This window comes from Stenotrophomonas maltophilia group sp. Smal17 (genome assembly GCF_030237045.1).
Taxonomy (GTDB): domain Bacteria; phylum Pseudomonadota; class Gammaproteobacteria; order Xanthomonadales; family Xanthomonadaceae; genus Stenotrophomonas; species Stenotrophomonas forensis.
Genome location: NZ_JASJSU010000005.1, coordinates 70800 through 89739, shown reverse-complemented (window position 1 = coordinate 89739; position 18940 = coordinate 70800). Strand labels below are relative to the sequence as shown.

General features: G+C 66.8%; 10 protein-coding genes, 2 tRNA genes and 1 other RNA gene. 7 read left to right on the top strand and 6 right to left on the bottom strand.

The genetic code is table 11. The features are described 5' to 3' along the window. Positions 1-47: 47 nt before the first annotated feature. Positions 48-752, bottom strand: coding sequence for a PP2C family serine/threonine-protein phosphatase (locus QRO93_RS03175; RefSeq protein WP_008268107.1), 705 nt, complete (start codon positions 750-752; stop codon positions 48-50). Between the two features lie 165 nt (positions 753-917). Between QRO93_RS03175 and QRO93_RS03170 the strand changes: the two genes are divergently transcribed. After that, positions 918-1008, top strand: a tRNA-Ser gene (locus QRO93_RS03170). Between the two features lie 305 nt (positions 1009-1313). Further along, complete coding sequence (locus QRO93_RS03165) at positions 1314-1718, top strand: DUF6165 family protein (RefSeq protein WP_053448924.1); 405 nt, start codon at positions 1314-1316, stop codon at positions 1716-1718. Between the two features lie 48 nt (positions 1719-1766). Here the strand turns inward: QRO93_RS03165 and QRO93_RS03160 are convergent, their stop codons facing one another. Continuing rightward, entirely contained in the window at positions 1767-2813 is a 1047-nt protein-coding gene (locus QRO93_RS03160; RefSeq protein ID WP_180880818.1) for a glycosyltransferase family 9 protein, read from the bottom strand. Between the two features lie 20 nt (positions 2814-2833). Between QRO93_RS03160 and QRO93_RS03155 the strand changes: the two genes are divergently transcribed. The 3 genes from QRO93_RS03155 to QRO93_RS03145 are packed head-to-tail and all read left to right on the top strand — an operon-like array spanning position 2834 to position 4736. Then, positions 2834-3583 carry a 3-deoxy-D-manno-octulosonic acid kinase gene (locus tag QRO93_RS03155; RefSeq protein ID WP_053448926.1) on the top strand — a complete coding sequence of 250 codons (750 nt, stop codon included), beginning with the start codon at positions 2834-2836 and terminating at the stop codon, positions 3581-3583. Beyond that, positions 3583-4350, top strand: coding sequence for an MBL fold metallo-hydrolase (locus QRO93_RS03150; RefSeq protein ID WP_180880816.1), 768 nt, complete (start codon positions 3583-3585; stop codon positions 4348-4350). Before QRO93_RS03155 ends, QRO93_RS03150 begins: the two co-directional genes overlap by 1 nt. Next, positions 4347-4736, top strand: coding sequence for a DUF4440 domain-containing protein (locus tag QRO93_RS03145; RefSeq protein WP_053448928.1), 390 nt, complete (start codon positions 4347-4349; stop codon positions 4734-4736). The genes QRO93_RS03150 and QRO93_RS03145 overlap by 4 nt, the downstream gene beginning before the upstream one ends. Before the next feature lie 78 nt (positions 4737-4814). On the opposite strand, the gene ffs is transcribed toward QRO93_RS03145, so the two are convergent. After that, positions 4815-4911: signal recognition particle sRNA small type (ffs, locus tag QRO93_RS03140), an RNA gene on the bottom strand. A gap of 300 nt (positions 4912-5211) precedes the next feature. Between ffs and sugE the strand changes: the two genes are divergently transcribed. After that, entirely contained in the window at positions 5212-5529 is a 318-nt protein-coding gene (gene sugE, locus QRO93_RS03135) for a quaternary ammonium compound efflux SMR transporter SugE (RefSeq protein WP_049456890.1), read from the top strand. A 366-nt stretch (positions 5530-5895) separates the two neighbouring features. Beyond that, positions 5896-16782 (top strand): autotransporter-associated beta strand repeat-containing protein, encoded by a 10887-nt coding sequence (locus QRO93_RS03130; protein WP_285303944.1) that lies wholly within the window; start codon positions 5896-5898, stop codon positions 16780-16782. 57 nt (positions 16783-16839) lie between these two features. Here QRO93_RS03130 and QRO93_RS03125 read toward each other — a convergent pair whose 3' ends face one another. From QRO93_RS03125 to QRO93_RS03115, 3 genes are all read right to left on the bottom strand, one after another. After that, on the bottom strand, positions 16840-17283 hold the full coding sequence (locus QRO93_RS03125; protein WP_053451250.1) for a GNAT family N-acetyltransferase: 444 nt from the start codon (positions 17281-17283) through the stop codon (positions 16840-16842). Positions 17284-17365: 82 nt separating this feature from the next. Then, positions 17366-18487, bottom strand: a complete 1122-nt coding sequence (locus QRO93_RS03120; RefSeq protein ID WP_180880812.1) for a DUF3667 domain-containing protein — start codon at positions 18485-18487, stop codon at positions 17366-17368. 313 nt (positions 18488-18800) lie between these two features. After that, positions 18801-18893 (bottom strand) — tRNA-Ser (locus tag QRO93_RS03115). Positions 18894-18940 lie beyond the last annotated feature (47 nt).

Genomic DNA, 18940 nt, shown 5'->3' with positions numbered 1-18940 from the left:
CCCCCCCCCCCCCACTACCGCATCCACGCATGGCGTGGATCTACGGGCTAATGGCAGCGCACCAGGATCACGCTGATGTTGTCGCGGCCGCCGCCATCGAGCGCGGCGGCGACCAGCGTGTCCACGCATTCCTGCGCGCTGGCGTCCTCGAACGCCAGGGTGCGGGCGATGCCGCGGTCGTCCACTTCCTCGGTGAGGCCGTCACTGCACAGCAGCAGCTGCATGCCCGGGCGAAGCTCACCGCTGGTGGTGGCCACGTTCAGATGCGCCGGATCGGTCACGCCCAGGGCCTGGGTGACCACGTTGCGATGCGGATGCGCGCGCGCCTGTTCGGCGGTCAGGTTGCCCTGCGCGACCAGTTCCTGCACCACGCTGTGATCCTGGCTGAGCTGGGCCAGCTGGCCATCGCGCCACAGGTAGGCACGGCTGTCGCCCACCCACGCCACTTCATAGCGGTTGCCCTGCACGCGCGCGGCGACGACGGTGGTACCCATCGGCAGGGTGTCGTTGCGCCGCCGCGAGGCGCGGATGATCTCTTCGTCGGCGGTGCGGATGGCCTGCACCAGCGGCGCGCCGCGGCGGATTTCGCGCACGATGGTTTCGCGCGCCAGCGCACTGGCTACTTCACCGCAGGCATGCCCGCCCATGCCATCGGCCACCAGCCACAGGGCCAGCTCAGTGTCACCGTAGTAGGTGTCCTCGTTGAGCTCGCGGCGCATGCCGGGGTGGGTGAGGTGTCCGAATTCGATCATGGTGGGCAGGGGCGGGGTAATGCTGGGGAGACGGGCATCATCGGGCGGCTGCAGGCATCCGGCAAGGCGTGCGCTCAGGAAATTTTCACTTGATTGGCCGCAATGACTTGTCGTCGGCCTCACTTCCTCGTATGATACGCGTCCCCGGTCCGCCGGGGACCACCCGGAGAGGTGGCAGAGTGGTTGAATGTACCTGACTCGAAATCAGGCAGGCGTTTATAGCGCCTCGGGGGTTCGAATCCCCCCCTCTCCGCCAGATAAAGAAAAGGGCTGCCGAAAGGCGGCCCTTTTTCTTTATCTGGCGTGGGACGCGCCGCGCTCTGCGCGTCGCCCCACACGTTGCTGCGCAACCTGTGGGCCCCTCCCTTTGCCGGCCTCTCCCCGCCCCTGTCGGGGCAGCCCCTCAACAGAGGGGCTTGTTCCTCCAGATGCATCGGTAGATCCACGCCATGCGTGGAGGCTGTTCCTGCCGAGCTGAACCATCCACGCATGGCGTGGATCTACCCATTCCGTCGCGAGCTGCGGGTTAAACTGCCTGCATCAACTGCTGGAGCTTTCCCGATGACCGCTGAAATCCTCGTGCCCGTTTCCTTTGGCGAGCTGCTGGACAAGATCTCGATCCTGCAGATCAAGTCCGAGCGCATTGGCGACGAGGCCAAGCTGGCCAATGTGCGCAAGGAGCTGTCGGCGCTGGAGAAGACCTGGATGGCACACCCGGCGGCGGTGAAGGACGTCGCCAAGCTGCGCGCCGACCTGAAGGAGGTCAACGAGCAGCTGTGGGACATCGAGGACGACATCCGGCTGAAGGAGAAGGCGCAGGCGTTCGACCAGGGCTTCATCGACCTGGCGCGCAGCGTCTACCTGCGCAACGACGAGCGCGCGCGTATCAAGAAGGCGATCAACCTGGCGCTCGGTTCGGCCTACGTGGAAGAGAAGTCCTACCAGGATTACGCGCAGCGCGCGTAATCCCGGCCAAGGGGGCAGATCCACGCCATGCGTGGATGGGCCTGCCACTCACCCCAGGTGGTCGGCGACGTAGCGCTCGAAGGCGGCGATGCCGTCTTCGACGGTGATCAGTTCCATCACATCATCGAACTCGATCTTGGTGCCCCACTTCAGATCGGCGGCCTGCTTGGCGAGGTACTTGCGCGCAGCGTCGTCGTAGCGATCCACGCAGTAACGGCGGTCCGAGTACGGGCCGCTGCGGTTCGGGTTGCTGGCCGCGTGCAGGCCCAGCACCTTCGCGCCCATCGCGTTGGCGATGTGCATGGGGCCCGAATCCGGCGTCATCACCAGGTTGGCGCGGGCGAGCAGGGCGGGCAACTGCTTGAGCGTGTCCTTGCCGACCAGGTCCAGTGCCGGTGTGTGCAGCTGCGCCTGGATCGCGTCGGCCATGCTGCGCTCCAGCTCGCTGCGGCCTCCGCACAGCACCACCTGCCAGCCGCGCTGCGTCGCATGGTTGGCTACCGCAGCGTAGCGATCGGCATACCAGTTGCGGCGCACGTGGCTGGAACACGGCGAGATCATCAGCACCGGGCGGCCATCGTCCTGCCACTGCGCAGCGGCCCACTCATGGGCAGACGGTGGCACGGCCAGGTCCCAGCTGACCTCGGTCTGGCGCAGGCCCAGCGGCTCGCAGAAGCTGCCGATGGCATCGAGCACGTGGATGCCAGGACGGTCGGGGATGCGCTCGTTGATGAAGAGCCCATGCAGATCCTTGGAACGGCTGCGGTCGTAGCCGATGCGGCGTTCGGCGGGAATGAAGGCCGACAGCAGGTTGGCCCGGAACGCGACCTGCATCTGCAGCATCGCTTCGAAGCGTCCTGGCGGCAGTTGCCTGCGCAGTTCCTTGACGCCGGCCATGCCGCTCTTCTTGTCGTAGGCATGGAAGGTGACGCCGGGCAGGCCATCAAGCAGCTTCTGGCCGACCTTGTCGATGATCCAGTGAATCGGCGTGTCCGGACGCGCAGCCTGCAGCGTGCGCACCAAGGGCACCACGTGGGTGACATCGCCGAGTGCGGACAGGCGCAGGAGGCACAAGGAGGAGGACGCTGATGCCATGTGTTGTTAGACTCAATGAAATGGTCGCATTCGACGCCAATGAAGCGCTGACGCCATGCCGCGAGGGTCGCGGCATCGGGGCCATTCTGTTCGACCGCGAGCGGCTGCGGCAAGCCGAGATCGGCCTGTTCTCGCCCCAGCATTGGGGCAGCAGGGCCCGCCCGGTGGGTGAAGGCGGTCGTGGCAGCGCCTGGTTCATCGATGCGCCGTTCGGCGCCAGCGTGCTGCGCCACTACCTGCGCGGCGGCATGGCGGCCCGGATCAGCCACGACCAGTACCTGTGGCGCGGCGCGGACCGCACCCGCAGCTTTGCCGAGTTCCGGCTGATGCGCGCGCTGCGCGAGAAGAAGCTGCCGGTGCCCCGGCCACTGGCGGCCTTCTACATGCGTGAGGGCCTGCGCTACCGGGCCGCGATCCTGATGGAGCGGATCGAGGGCGTCCGCTCGCTGGCCGACCGCGCGCTGGTCGCCGGCCGGGGCGCACCGTGGGAGGAGACCGGGCGGCTGATCGCCCGCTTCCACCGTGCCGGCCTGGACCATGCCGACCTCAACGCGCACAACATCCTGTTCGATGGCAGCGGGCACGGCTGGTTGATCGACTTCGACCGCGGGGTGATCCGCATCCCGGCCACTGCCTGGCGTGAACGCAATCTCAAGCGACTGCTGCGCTCGCTGATCAAGCTGCGCGGCGAGCGCAGCGTGGAAGACGTGCAGAAGGATTACGCGCGGCTGCGCCGCGCCTATGACATGGCCTGGAACCGGGGCACCTGATGGACTGGTCGTTGCGTTTCCTTGGCGTCGGCAATGCGTCGGCGGTCGAGCTGGGGTCGCCGATGTCGGTGATCGAGCGCGATGGCCGTCCGTGGCTGACCATCGATTGCGGCGGTGAAGGCCTGACCGCGTTCAAGGCGCACTACGGGCACATGCCGCAGGCACTGTTCGTCACCCATGTGCACCTGGACCACGTGGCCGGCTTCGAACGGTTGTTCGTGGACACCTTCTTCAACGCGCACCGGCGCGGCAAGGTGCGCCTGTATGTGCCCGCCACGGTGTTGCCGCTGCTGCACAAACGCATCGGCGACTACCCGAACGTGCTGGCCGAGGGCGGTGCCAACTTCTGGGATGCCTTCCAGCTGGTCGTGGTGGGTGAGGCGTTCTGGCACGAAGGCGTGCGCCTGGAGGCGTTCCCGGTGCGCCACCACTGGCCGGAGACGGCCTATGGCCTGCGCCTGCAGGGCGCGCTGACCTGGAGTGGCGATACCCGGCCGATTCCGGAGATGCTGGCCCGCTACGCCAATGACAATGAACTGATCGCCCACGACTGCGGCCTGCACGGCAATCCGTCGCATACCGGCGTGGACGACCTGGAGCGCGAGTACAGCGCGGAACTTCAGGCGCGGATGATGCTCTACCACTACGCCAGCGTGGCCGATGGCCAGGCGCTGGCCGCGCGCGGGCACCGCGTGGCGCAGCCGGGGCAGTGCGTGCCGCTGGCCAATCCCACTGCGCCGCACGTGCTGGCCCAGGACCCGCCGTGAGCGGTGCCGGCCAGCCCGCCGATGCGGCGCTGGCTGCCGAACTGGAGGCGCTGGAGCGCGCGCTGCATGCGCCGCAGGTGCGAGGCGATCGCGAGTCCCTTGCGGCCCTGCTGGACGAGGATTTCAGCGAGATCGGCAGTTCCGGGCAATGCTACGGCCGTGATGCGGCGTTGCAGGAGATCCCGCTGGAGCGTGAGCAGGTGTTGATCGAGTCGGAACAGTATGCGGTGTGGCTGTTGGCCAAGGATCTGGCCCAGGTGCGCTACCGCTGCCGTTATCACGTGGATGGCCAGGCGCAGCGCTGGGTACTGCGCAGTTCACTGTGGCGCCGGCACGGGCAGGGATGGCGGATGGTGTTCCACCAGGGGACGCCGGAGGCACGGTAGTGCCGGGTCGTGCCCGGCGAACGGCGCCAACCAAGGTTGGCAGCTACCAGAGCGGGGGCAGCGCCGGAAAAGGCGATGGCCCCGCCGGCTGACCTCGGCGCCCGCGTCGATCGATACCGTTGCTGCCTTCCGGCCCTGGCGGAGTTTTCGACCTAGCGTCGCGAGGGGCCGACGGGGCCACCATAGAGACGTTGGCCGCCCGGTGGGCGGCCAGTTCACGGATCAGGGGAAGCAGCGCGCGATGCGCCGGAGACCACAGCCGGACTGCACATCAGCTGGCTGATGGCAGACGCGCATTCTAGCGCAGGCAGGCCCATCGGCGCCAGCTTCACGCACTGAATCGGCTGTAACCCGTTCCCGGCAACGGCGGGCGGGGCGCACCCCCGTAGCTAGAATGCCGGCCAGGAGGAACGACCTCCCCCACATCGGGACCCAATGACCAGGACGGCCTGGCCCTACCAAGAGGAGGGCCGTCATGGCCTGGATCTATCTGTTGTTCGCCGGCCTGCTGGAAATCGTCTGGGCCGTGTCCATGAAGCAATCCGAAGGCTTCACCCGGCTCACCCCGACTGTGGTCACGATCGTCGGCATGATCGCCAGTTTCTGGCTGCTGGCGATCGCCATGCGCAGCCTGCCGCTGGGTACCGCTTATACGATCTGGACCGGCATCGGTGCGGTCGGTGCGTTCGTGGTCGGCATCGTGTTTCTTGGCGAACAGGTCAGCCCGATGCGGATCGGCGCAGCGGTGCTTATCGTTTCTGGCCTGGTTTTGATGAAACTCTCCAGTAGCTGAGAGTTTATCCGGGCGGTTATATGCGCGCTCAGGGTGTTTGCCGTGAATAGGGAATGTGCATTTTCGGCAAAATAAATTCATTCACGTATTTTATTTGACGCGCGTCATGAAAATAATGTGGGTGATTCACGCGGCACTGTCGGCGCCCGTCGCACAGTGCCGCCATTCGTCGAGCGGAATCGGGGAGTTTTCGCTCCGACGGATACGCTGACGCGTCGTCTTCGCTGCGCGCCCGCGTGAAGATGTGAAGATTTTCAGAAGTTAATGCCGCCAGGCCTTGTTCCCCCATCGGGAGCCGGGATGCGCCGCATCGTCTTCAAAAAACCTGCCCGCAGTGCCATCTGGTCTTTTCATGGAGATTTACCGATGAACCGCATTTACCGTCTGGTTTTCAATCGCGCCCTTGGCGTAATGCAGGTTGCATCGGAGGTCGCTCAGAATCCCGGCGGAAGTGCGGTTACCGCGAAGCGGCCACCACGACTGCGGGCGCATCAGCTGGCGGCCGCACTGGTGGCCACGCTGGCCAGCGGTTCGGCCTTCGCAGCGTGCACAGGCACCACGATCGTCAACTGCGACAGCTCCACCAACATCAACAACTACGCCAACCCGAGCAGCGGCCTGACGTTGAACATCGCCAGCGGCGCGGTGTTCAGCGTGCCTCTGCTGTTGGGCGGCAATGCGGTGACGTTGAGCGGCAGCAACACCACGGTCAACAACGCCGGCACGATCGATCCGTTCCTGACCGGTGGGCTCAGCCTGGCCGCGGCCGGCCTGGTGGTCGGCAACAACACCGCCGGTGGCAGCGCGATCACGGTCAACAACCAGACCGGCGGCCAGATCAAGGGCATCTTCAACATCGGTACTTTGCTGGGCTTCGGCGGCCAGGCGATAACCGCGCAGAATGCCGCAGGTGGGACCACCACGCTGGTCAATGATGGTGCGATTGGAATGTCGCTGCTGGGGGTAGGGCAGCTTGCGGATGCGACGTCGGTGGTGACCTATGGCGGGGCACAGGCCAACGTGACCAACCGTGGCAGCATCACCGGCCGTGTCGGCCTCGGTGCTTCGACAGGCAATACGTTCACCAATGCGGGCACGATCACCGGCAGTGTGCATCTGGGCGATTCCACCGGCGGCAATACCTTCACTGCCGTGGCAGGGTCCAGCGTGGTTACCGGTGGCGGCAGCGCCCCTGCCGGCGTGCTCGCTGGCGTAACCGGGGTCAAGGTCGCAGCGGCGGGCACGGTTGACGCAGGCATCGGCACCGGTGCCGCCAACAACACCCTGGTGCTGCAGGACAACGCCAGCAACAACGGGCCTGCGTCGAGCATAGGCTGGACCAACTACATCGGATTCCAGAAGCTGACCGTCAACAGCGGCACCTGGAACCTGCAGGGACCGTGGTCGGGCACGGGCGCGATCACCCTCGGCGGTGGCGTGGTGAACTTCAACAGCAACACCTCATTCGGTACCGGCCTGTTCACCGTCACTGGTGGTTCGATTGCGGCCAGCGGTGCAGGGCTGTCGCTGGGCAACAATTTCACCCTCAATGGCGGGCTGACCCTGGGCGGTGCCCAGGGCTTCGGCCTGGGGGGGCTGTTGTCCGGTACCGGCGGGCTGACGGTCAACAACACCGGCATCGTCACCCTGGGCGCCGCGAACCTGTTCAGCGGTGGCGTCAACCTCAATGCCGGCGGCCTGGTGCTGGGCAATGCCGGCGCGCTCGGCAGCGGCAGCCTGACCGTCGGTGGCAGCGCCTCGCTGGATACGACGGCCGGCTTCAACCTGGCCAACAACCTGGTGATCAATGGTGGCGGCGCGCTGAACCTGCTGGGCAGCAATGCGTTGTCATTGAACGGCTCGATCTCCGGTGCCGGCAATCTGACCAAGAACGGTGCCGGCACCCTGACCTTGAACGGCGCCAATTCGCTGACCGGCAATTTCAACCTGGCCGGAGGCGCGTTGGCACTGGGCGCGGGCGGCTCCCTGTCGCCCACCGGCGCGATCACGGTCGGCGTCGGCACCAGCCTTGACCTGTCTGCAGCGGGCAACCAGACCATCGGTTCGCTGGCTGGGCTCGGCGGCTCGGTCAACCTCGGCAGCCGCACGCTCACGCTCGGCGGGCTGGGCAATACCAGCTACAGCGGCACCTTCGCCGCAGGCACGGGTGGCCTGGTCAAGCTCGGCTCCGGCGTGCAGACCCTGTCAGGCGTCAACAACCTCAGTGGCGGCGTGGCGCTCAACGCCGGTGGCCTGTTGCTGGGCAACGCGGCTGCGCTGGGCAGCGGTGCGCTCAGCGTCGGCGGCAACGTGACGCTGGATGGCACCACGGGCGCGCTTGTGCTCGCCAACACGGTCAATCTGGGGGCGGGCAGCATCCTCAACCTGACCGGCAACCAGGCGCTGACGTTCAACGGCGTGATCGGTGGGACCGGCAGCCTGGTCAAGAATGGTGCCACCACCCTGACCCTCAACAACGCCAACACCTTCAGTGGTGGGCTGTCACTTGCTGCCGGTGGCCTGGTGCTCGGCAATGCCGGTGCGCTCGGAACCGGCGCCCTGAACGTCGGCGGTGCGGTGACGCTGGATGCTGGGTCTGCGCTGAGCGTGGGCAATGGCATCAACCTTGGCGTGGGCGGGCTGCTGAATGTGCTGGGCAGCAATGCGCTGACCCTGGGCGGTGCCATCGGTGGTTCCGGCAGCCTGGTCAAGAACGGAGCGGCCACGCTGACGCTGGGTGGTGCGAATACCTTCACCGGTGGCCTGGCGATCAACGCGGGCAAGGTGGCGGTGGGCAGCGGCGGAAGCCTGGCCGCCGGCGGTGCGGTCAGCCTGGCCGGTGCCGGCGCGGACCTGGATATTTCGGCCGGAGGCAACCAGACCATCGGTGCGTTGTCCGGCATTGCCGGCAGCACCGTGACCCTGGGCGGCAGCACGCTCACCTTCGGTGATGCCACCAACCAGACGTTCGCCGGGGTGATCGGTGGCACCGGCGGCCTGGTCAAGCAGGGAACCGGCACGCAGACGCTGAGCGGCGTCAATACGTTCAGTGGTGGCCTGAACCTGGCCGCGGGCGGCCTGCTGCTGGGCAACAACAGTGCAATCGGCAGTGGCGCGTTGACCGTCAGCGGAAACGGTACGCTCGATGGCTCGGCCGCACTGAACCTCGGCAACGCCATCAACCTGGGTGCGGCGCTGACCCTGCCGGGCAGCCAGAACCTCACATTGGGCGGCAACATCACCGGCACCGGCAGCCTGACCAAGAACGGCGCCTCGCTGCTGACCTTGAATGGCACCAACACCTTCAGCGGTGGCCTGACGCTCAACGCCGGCAGCCTGCTGCTCGGCAACAGTGGCGCACTTGGCAGTGGCGTGTTGAATGTGGGAGGCAGCGCGTCGCTGGACGGCAGCGCGGCGCTGAACCTGGCCAACAACGTGGCCCTCGGCAGCGGGGCGGTGTTGTCGCTGCCGGGTTCGCAGGCGATCACGCTCGGCGGGGTGGTGTCCGGTGCGGGCGGCCTGGTCAAGAACGGTGCCAGCACGCTCACCCTCAACGGTGCCAACACCTTCGCCGGTGGCCTGACGCTCAATGGCGGCGGCCTGATGCTGGGCAATGCCGGCGCGCTCGGGAGCGGCCTGCTCGGCGTGGGCGCAAATGCGACCCTGGACAGCTCGGTGGCCTTGAACCTGGCCAATGCAATCGATCTCGATGCCGGCGCGCAGTTGAGCCTGATCAGCAACCAGAACACTGCCCTGGGCGGCCTGATCACGGGCACCGGCGGCCTGATCAAGACCGGAACCGGCGTGCTCTCGTTGAACAACAGCAATCTCTTCAGCGGTGGCCTTGCGTTGAATGCAGGTGGCCTGTCGGTCGGCGCCAACGGCGCGCTCGGCACGGGAGCGTTGAACATCGGCGGCAACGTTTCGCTGGATGCCGGCGCTGCGGTGACGTTGGCCAATGCAGTGAACCTGGGCGCCAACACGCTGACCCTGCCGGGCAGCAACAACCTGACTCTGACCGGTGCGGTGGGCGGGACCGGTGGCCTGATCAAGAACGGTGCCTCGACGCTGACGCTGTCCGGAGCCAACACCTTCCTGGGCGGCGCCACGGTCAACGCCGGTACGCTGGCACTCGGTGCCGGCGGCAGCCTCGCCGCAGGCAGCGCCGTGGATCTTGCCGGTGCGGGTGCAACCCTGGATATCTCCGCGGCGGGCGCCAACCAGACCATCGGCGCGTTGAACGGCGTGGCTGGCAGCCAGGTCGCGCTGGGTGCGCAGTCACTCACCTTCGGCGGCGCCAGCAATGGCAGCTTTGCCGGCGTCATCGATGGCAGCGGCGGACTGGTCAAGACCGGCACCGGCGTACAGACGCTGTCCGGCGCGAATACCTTCGGCGGCGGTGTCGCACTGAATGCGGGTGGCCTGGTTCTTGGCAACGCGGGCGCGCTGGGAACCGGGGCGCTGGCGATTGGAGGCACCACCACGCTGGACAACACGGTGGCGGTGAACCTGGCCAATGCAGTGAACTTTGGCAACGGCACGCAGCTGACGCTGGGCGGCAGCAATGACGTCACCCTGGGCGGCGTGGTGGCGGGCAACGGCAGCCTGATCAAGAACGGTACCGGCCTGCTTACCCTCAACAACACCAATACCTTCGGCGGTGGCCTGACCTTGAACGGTGGTGGGCTGGTGGTCGGCGCCAACGGCGCACTGGGCGGTGGCGCGCTGGCGGTGAATGCCAGCACCACGCTGGATGCAGGTGCCGGCGTCAGCCTGGGCAATGCGATCAACCTGGCCTCGGGTGTTGCGCTGACCCTGCCGGGCAGCAACACGCTGACATTGTCGGGGGTGATCGATGGCAACGGCAGCCTGATCAAGAACGGTGCCACCACGCTGACGCTGTCCGCTGCCAACACCTATACCGGCGGTACCACCATCAATGACGGCACGCTGGCACTGGGCCTGGGTGGCAGCCTTGCCGCGGCGGGGGATGTCACCCTGGGCAACGCCGGCGCCGCTTTCGATATCTCCGGTGCGGGCGGCAGCCAGACCATCGGCGCGCTCAATGGCGTGGGTGGAACCACGCTGGCGCTGGGGGGCAATTCGTTGACCTTCGGCACCGCCAGCAACGCCGCCTTCGGTGGAGTGATCAGTGGCAGCGGCGGCCTGGTGAAGGTGGGTGCGGGCGTACAGACTCTGTCCGGCGCCAGCACCTTCGGTGGCGGCGTGACACTCAATGCTGGTGGCCTGGTGCTGGGCAACGACGCCGCGCTGGGTACCGGTACGCTCACTGTCGGCGGTGCGTCGACGCTGGACACCACCGGGCTGGCCACGCTGGCCAACAACATCGCGCTCAATGCCGGGCTGACCGTGCTCGGTACCAACGCGTTGACCCTCAATGGCGTTCTGTCCGGTGCGGGCAGCCTGACCAAGGAGGGCGGCGCGACGCTGACCTTGAACGGCGCCAACACCTACACCGGCGGCACCAACATCAACGCCGGTACGCTGGCGCTGGGCGCCAATGCCAGCCTGTCGGCAACCGGTACGGTCAACCTCGCCACCGGCGCCACGCTGGATCTGTCTGCGGGCAACGGCACGCAGCAGTTCGGCACCCTGATCGGCAACGGCACGATCAACCTCGGCGCCAATGCGATCGAGGTGGGCGGGGCGGCCAATGGCACCTTCAGCGGTTCGATCACCGGTACCGGCGGCCTGACCAAGGTCGGTGCCGGCACTGAAACCCTGACCGGAACCAACACCTATACCGGCGGCACGCTGATCAATGCCGGTACGCTGGCGATCGGCCCGGGTGGCAGCCTGTCCGCGACCGGTGCAGTGACGCTTGCCGCACCGGGGACCGGCTTCGATATCTCGACATCCGGCGCCGACCAGACCATTGGTTCGCTGGCCGGGGTAGCGGGCTCCAGCGTGAGCCTGGGCGCGCAGTCGCTGATCCTCGGCGGGGTGGCCAACAGCGTGTTCGACGGTGCGATTTCAGGTACCGGCGGCCTGGTCAAGAACGGAGCTGGCGTCCTGAGCCTGGGCGGCACCAATCTGTTCAGTGGTGGCATTGCACTCAATGGCGGTGGGCTGGTGGTCGGCAACAACGCTGCGCTCGGCAGCGGCGCGCTGACCGTGGGCGGCAACGCGACGCTGGATGCATCGACAGGCGTCAACCTGGCCAACAACATCGGGCTCGCCGCGGGTGTCAATCTGGATCTGCTGGGCAGCAACGCGCTGACGCTGGGCGGTGTGATTTCCGGTAGCGGCGGCCTGATCAAGAACGGTGCGGCTACCGTGACCCTGACTGGTGCGAATACCTACACCGGAGGCACCACCATCAACAGCGGCACGCTGGCCATCGGTGCTGGTGGCAGCCTGGCGTCGACCGGCGCGGTGAATCTTGCCGGTACCGGCACGCTGGACGTATCGGCGGGCAACCAGACCATCGGTTCGCTGGCCGGCGTGGCAGGCAGCACGGTGGCACTCGGTGGCAGCACGCTGAGCCTGGGCGGCACGGTGGACAGCACCTTCAACGGCGCGATCAGCGGCAACGGTGGCCTGATCAAGAACGGTGCAGGCGTGCAGACGCTCAATGGCGCGAGCACCTTCAATGGTGGCGTAACGCTCAATGCCGGCGGTCTGGTGCTCGGCAACGACGCTGCGCTGGGCACCGGCGCGGTAACGGTGGGTGGCAATGCCACGCTCGATTCGAACACCGCAGTGACGCTGGCCAACAACGTCATCCTCAACAGCGGGCTGACCGTCCTGGGCAGCAACAACCTCACCTTCAACGGCAACCTGAGTGGCGCCGGCTCGCTGACCAAGGAAGGCGCCGCGACGCTGACCTTGAACGGCACCAACAGCTACACCGGCGGGACCTTCATCAATGCCGGTACGCTGGCGCTGGGCGCAGGCGCCAGCCTGCACGCCGGTGGCGTCGTCAACCTGGCCTCGGGCGCGACCTTCGATCTGTCGGCAGGCAATGGCACGCAGACCTTCGGCACCCTGATCGGCAACGGTACGGTGAACCTGGGTGCCAATACGCTGACGATCGGTGATGCCAGCAACGGCACGTTCAGCGGTTCGATCGGCGGCACCGGTGGCCTGGTCAAGGAAGGCAGCGGCACCGAGACCCTGACCGGCACCAACACCTTCACCGGTGGCACCACCATCAATGCCGGCACGCTGGCGATCGGCGCGGGCGGCAGCCTGGCCGCAACCGGCGCGGTGACCCTGGCCAATGCCGGTACCGCCTTCGACATCAGTGCAGGGGGCGCGCAGACCATCGGCTCGCTGGCCGGCGTGGCCGGCAGCACGGTGTCGCTGGGTGGCAGCACGCTGACCCTCGGTGGCGTGGGCAACACCACGTTCGCTGGTGACATCACCGGTACCGGCGGCCTGGTCAAGAACGGTGCCGGCGTGCAGACGCTCAGCGGCAGCAATACCTTCAGCGGTGGCGTGGCGCTCAACGCCGGTGGCCTTGCCCTGGGCAACAACAACGCGCTGGGAACCGGCACGCTGACGGTGGGCGGAAACACCACGCTGGACGGTACCACGGCATTGACCCTGGCCAATGGCATACAGCTGGCCAGCGGCACGCTGACCTTGCCTGGCAGCAACGCGCTGACCCTGAATGGTGCGATCGGCGGTGCCGGCGGCCTGCTCAAGGATGGTGCCTCGACGGTCACCCTGGGCGGTGCCAGCACCTATACCGGCACCACCACCATCAACAGCGGAACGCTGGCGGTGGCGGCCGGTGGCAGCCTGTCCGGTGCCAGCACGGTCAACCTGGCCGGTACCGGGACATTGGATATCAGCGCCGGCGGCAACCAGAGCATCGGTGGCCTGGCCGGCGTGACCGGGTCCAGCGTGCTGCTGGGTGGCGCAACCCTGAGCACCGGCGGCAACAACGGCAACACCACGTTCGGCGGTGTGCTCAGTGGTACTGGCGGCCTGGTGCAGGGCGGTACCGGCACGCTTACCCTGACCGGCAGCAATACCTACACCGGTGGCACCACCATCAATGGTGGCAGCGCGCTGCAGATCGGCAATGGCGGCACCACCGGGTCGGTACTGGGTGACATCACCAACAATGGCAGCCTGGTCTACAACCTCGGCACCACCGCAACCGTGGGTGGCGTGGTCAGCGGCAGCGGCGGCCTGACCCAGGCCGGCAGCGGCACGCTGGTGCTGACCGGCAACAACACCTACACCGGCGGCACCACCATCAATGCAGGCGGCACGCTGCAGGTCGGCAATGGCGGTGCGACCGGCGCGATCGTCGGTGACATCAGCAACAACGGCGCACTGGTGTCCAACGTCGCCGGCAACACCACGCTGGGCGGCACCATCAGTGGCAGTGGCGGCCTGACCCAGGCTGGCAGCGGCACGCTGACCCTGACCGGCAACAACACCTACACCGGCGGTACCACCATCAATACCGGTGGCACGCTGCAGGTGGGCAACGGCGGTGCGACCGGTGCGATCACCGGCAACGTCGCCAACAACGGCAGCCTGGTGTTCGACGTGGCGGGCAACACCACCGTCGGCGGCGCGATCAGTGGCAGTGGCGGCCTGACCCAGGCCGGCAGTGGCGTGCTGACCCTGGTCGGCAACAACACCTACAGCGGCGGCACCACCATCAATGCGGGCGGTACGCTGCAGGTCGGCAACGGCGGTGCCAGCGGTGCGATCACCGGTGATATCACCAACAATGGCGCACTGATCTCCAACGTTGCCGGCAACACCCTGCTGGGCGGCACTATCAGCGGCAGCGGTGGCCTGACCCAGGCGGGCAGCGGCACGCTGGTACTGACCGGTACCAATACCTACACCGGCGGCACCACCATCAATACCGGTGGCACGCTGCAGCTGGGTAACGGCGGAGCAACGGGTTCCATCGTCGGTGACATCACCAACAACGGCTCGCTGGTGTCCGGCGTGGCCGGCAACACCACGCTGGGCGGAACCATCACCGGCAGCGGTGGCCTGACCCAGGCGGGCAGCGGCACGCTGACCCTGACCGGCAACAACACCTATACCGGCCCGACCACCATCAACGCCGGTGGCACGCTGCAGGTGGGCAATGGTGGCGCTACCGGCGCGATCGGCGGCAGCGTCACCAACAACGGCAGCCTGGTATTCAACGTGGGTGGAAACACCACCGTCGGCGGTGCAATCAGCGGCAGCGGCGGCCTGACCCAGGCCGGCAGCGGCACGGTGACCCTGACCGGCAACAACAGCTATACCGGCGGGACCACCATCAACGCGGGCGGCACGCTGCAGGTCGGCAATGGGGGCGCCAGCGGCGCGATCACCGGCAACGTCACCAACAATGGCAGCCTGGTGCTCAACGTCGGCGGCAACACCACCGTCGGCGGCACCATCAGTGGCAGCGGCGGCCTGACCCAGGCCGGCAGCGGCACCGTCACTCTCACCGGCAACAACACCTATACCGGTGGCACCACCATCAATGCCGGTGGCACCGTGCAGGTTGGCAATGGCGGCGCCAGTGGTTCGATCACCGGCAACATCACCAACAACGGCGGCCTGGTCATCAACACGGGGGGCACCACGACACTGGGCGGCAGCATCAGTGGCGGTGGCAGCATCGTGCAGGCCGGCCCGGGTGGCCTGAACCTTGGTGGCAACGGCGGCGGCTTCAGCGGCACCGGCCAGGTCACCGGCGGTGGCCTCAATGTCACCGGCACCATCGGTGGCCAGTGGACCATCGGCAGCGGCACCGGCTTGTCCGGCACCGGCACCATCGGCGGTACCGGTGGCGGCGTGACGGTATCCAGCGGCGGCATGCTGTCGCCGGGCAATGGCCCCGGCAACGGCAGTGGCACCGGCAATGGCGTCGGTACCATCACCATCGGTGGCAACCTGACCCTGTCGCCGGGCAGTACGCTGGGCATCGATCTGGGCGCCACCGGCAGCGACACGGTGCAGGTGGGAGGCAGCGCCAATGTGGGCGGCAGCACCGTGCAGGTGAATACCATTTCGCCGAGCACCAGCTACCAGCAGGGCCAGCAGTACACGGTGGTCAATGCGGGCGGCGGCGTCAGCGGCCAGTTCGCCGCGGCGACCACGCCGTCGGCCTTCCTGACCATCACCCCGGTCTACACCGCGAACACTGCGAACCTGAAGATCGATGTGGCGCAGACTGCAGCGTTCACCACCGTGGCGAAGACGCGCAACCAGTACAACACCGCTGCGGCGCTGGACAGCCTGCCGCAGAGCGGTCCGGCGCTGGGCCTGTACAACACGCTGTTGATGTACGACGCCGGCACTGCGCGCAGCGCGTTCGACCAGCTCTCCGGCGAAGTGCATGCAGCCAGCCGTGCAGTGCTGCTGTATGACAACTACCTGGAAGAGGGCATCCGCCAGCGCCTGGGCAGCGAGTTGCCCACCGTGCGTGGCGAGCGCGCTTCGGCGTGGCTGGCCGGCAGCGGCAAGGTCTTCAAGCAGGATGGCGATGGCAACGGCGACGAGATCCGTTCCAACCGCAATGCGGTGATGGCCGGCGTGGACTGGCAGCTGGGTGAGCACGTGGTGCTGGGCGCGGCCGCGGGTAGCGAGCGGTTGGATACACGCCTGTACGATCGCAACTCGCGTGCCCGCCTGCGCGGTACCACCTTCGGCCTGTATGCACAGGGCGAGTGGAACAACGGCTTCGCGGTGGGCGGCAGCCTGTCGCGCGGCGATTACCGCACGCGCACCACCCGTGAGGTGCCGTTGCTGGGCCAGACCCTGCACAGCCGCCAGGATTCGGATGTGACCATCGCCCAGGTGGAGGGCAGCTGGACCTGGACCCACGGCAGGACCCAACTGCAGCCGTACGTGCAGTTCACCAAGCACTGGGTCGACAGCGATCGTGCGACGGAGCAGGGCGGCAGCGCTGCGCTGGTGCTGGAAGGCGGCAAGGACACGCTCAATGTCAGCACGGTGGGCGTGCGGGGCCGCTGGGACGTGGGCAGCGGCGAGCGTTTCCCGGCACAGCTGACCGTCGGCCTGGGGTGGCAGCACGCCTCCGGTGACACCGACGTGGCCAGCCGCAACCGCTTCGCGGTGGGTGGCGATGCCTTCGACGTCTACAGCGCGGTGATGGCGCGCAATGCGCTGGTCAGCCAGGTCGGCGTGGCGGTCGGGTTGGGCCGCAACAGCCAGCTGTCGATGTTCGTGCAGGGCCAGCATGGCGATGGCCGCCGCGATGTCGGCGGGCAGATCAACCTGCGCGTGGGCTTCTGAGGGGAGTAGGCCGGCAATGGATCCACGCACGCCGTGGATCCGGGGCGGGGCGGAGGGCTATACCCTCCGCTCCATCTCCACGGCGTCGATCCCGGCGCCGTGGCCATCGGGCACCACCCGTGTCACGTAGAAGCCGAGGCCGGCATAGAATCCTTGCGTATGCTGGCTGGTGCTGAGCGTGATGTGCGTGATCGACGAGTCCGCTTCGGCCTGGCGCAGGCGTGCCAGCGTCAGTTCGCGGCCGATGCCCTGCCGGTGCAGCGCTCGCTCGACCATGCCCCAGCAGAAGCCGGCGCTGCCATCGCCACGGCGTGTGATGCCGCCGCAGGCGATGACGCTGCTGTCGCGCTCGATGACCTGGAAGGCAAAGTCCACCGCCTGCACGAGCAGGAAGCGTTCGAAATCGCTGCGCTCTTCGGCGGCGAAGAACGTGGGCACGTTGCTGTCGAAGATCGACAGGCAGGCGCTGGCATCCGTGGGGCGGTAGAGGCGGAGTTTCATGCGCCCACGATAGACGATCAGCAGTATCAGAAGATCCACGCCACGCGCGGATTCAGGGGTGACACGCCATGCGTGTCTCCCCTCAGGCCGAAATGCCCGCCAGTACCGCGTACATCACCACGAAGGTCACCAGGAACAGGTACACGCCGCCGATGGCGAGGTAGCGCAGTACGGTGAACGCCTTGTTGCCGCCATACACGCGCTGCTGCATCCACAGCAGGTACACCGGAACCGCCAGCCACAGCAGGGCATACAGCCATTGGCTGAGCGTGGCGATCGTGGGTGATGCGAAGGCATTGCCGATGCCGGCGACGAGGAACGTTGCCAGCAGCACCATCATCAGCCAGCAGTGGCTGTAGAGGGCGACCACCAGGTGCTCGAGATAGCCCATCGGTCGACGGAGGTAGGCGATGCGCAGCACCAGTGCGAACACCGGCATCAGGAAGAACAGGGCGCCCGGCAGTGCGGTGAGGATCGCCTGCATGTAGAGATCAGCCTTGCCGCCCATGCGCTTGATGTTGGTGTTGCCGTTCTGCAGGCGCTTGTTGAGCCATCGGTTGGCGAACTGCGGCCAACCATCGAGGACGATGGGATTGCTGTCCGCATCCCAGGGTTTGCCGTTGACGGTGTGATCGAAGAAGGTGCCGTATCCGCCCGTGGTGGTTTCAGCAGGGGCGACGGAGCGGGTGCCCTCGAGCTCTGCCTTGCGCTGTGCGGCGGCAGCATTCACTGCAGCTTTCGCCATGGCGAAGCCGGCGTTGCCGGTGGCGGGGGAGCTGGCCTGCTGTTGGTCGATCAGCGCCAGCTGTCGTGCGCGTGCGGCTTCGACCTGTTCCACGGTGGTGGCCTTGGCGTACACCGAGTCGCGCCCGCCGCCCACACCGAAATCGTCGACGTGCACGAACAGCTTGCCGACGAAGAAGGTGAACAGCGTGAGGATGACGAACAGCCGCAGTGGCTGGACGTATCCCACCCGGCGGCCCTTGAGGTAGTTCAGCGCGATGCGGCCGGGCACCCAGAGGTCGCGCAGCGTGCGGAAGATGCGCCCGTCCAGGTGCCAGAAGGATTCGAACACTTCCTCGATGGCGTGGCCGACATGCTTGAGCGGGTTGTGCGCCGATTGCCCGCAGCGATGGCAGTAATGGCCATGCAGGGCGGTGTCGCAGTTCTCGCAGGCGGTGTGAGCGGTGTCGGTCGAGCTCATGGGCGATGGGCGGCATTGGGTGAAGGCGCCTACGATAGCGAATTTTCAGGTTTCGTTCAGTTTTGTTTGAGGGGCCGCGGGAGTGTGAAAGGCGACCAAGAGCATCCACGCATGGCGTGGATCTACGGATCGGTCTGGAGGAACAAGCCCCTCTGTTGAGGGGCTGCCCCGACAGGGGCGGGGAGAGGCCGGCAAAGGGAGGGGCCCAAAGGTTGCGCAGCAACGTTTGGGGCGAAGCGCGCGCAGCGCACTTCGCATCCCGCGCCAGATAACTGAAAAGGGCTGCCCTTTTGGGCAGCCCTTTTCAGTTATCTGGCGGAGAGAGGGGGATTCGAACCCCCGAAGCGCGGTTTAGACGCTTACACACTTTCCAGGCGTGCTCCTTCAACCACTCGGACACCTCTCCGGATCCCTGCCATCGGCAAACGCCTCAGCAGGGGCGCAGATTCTAGC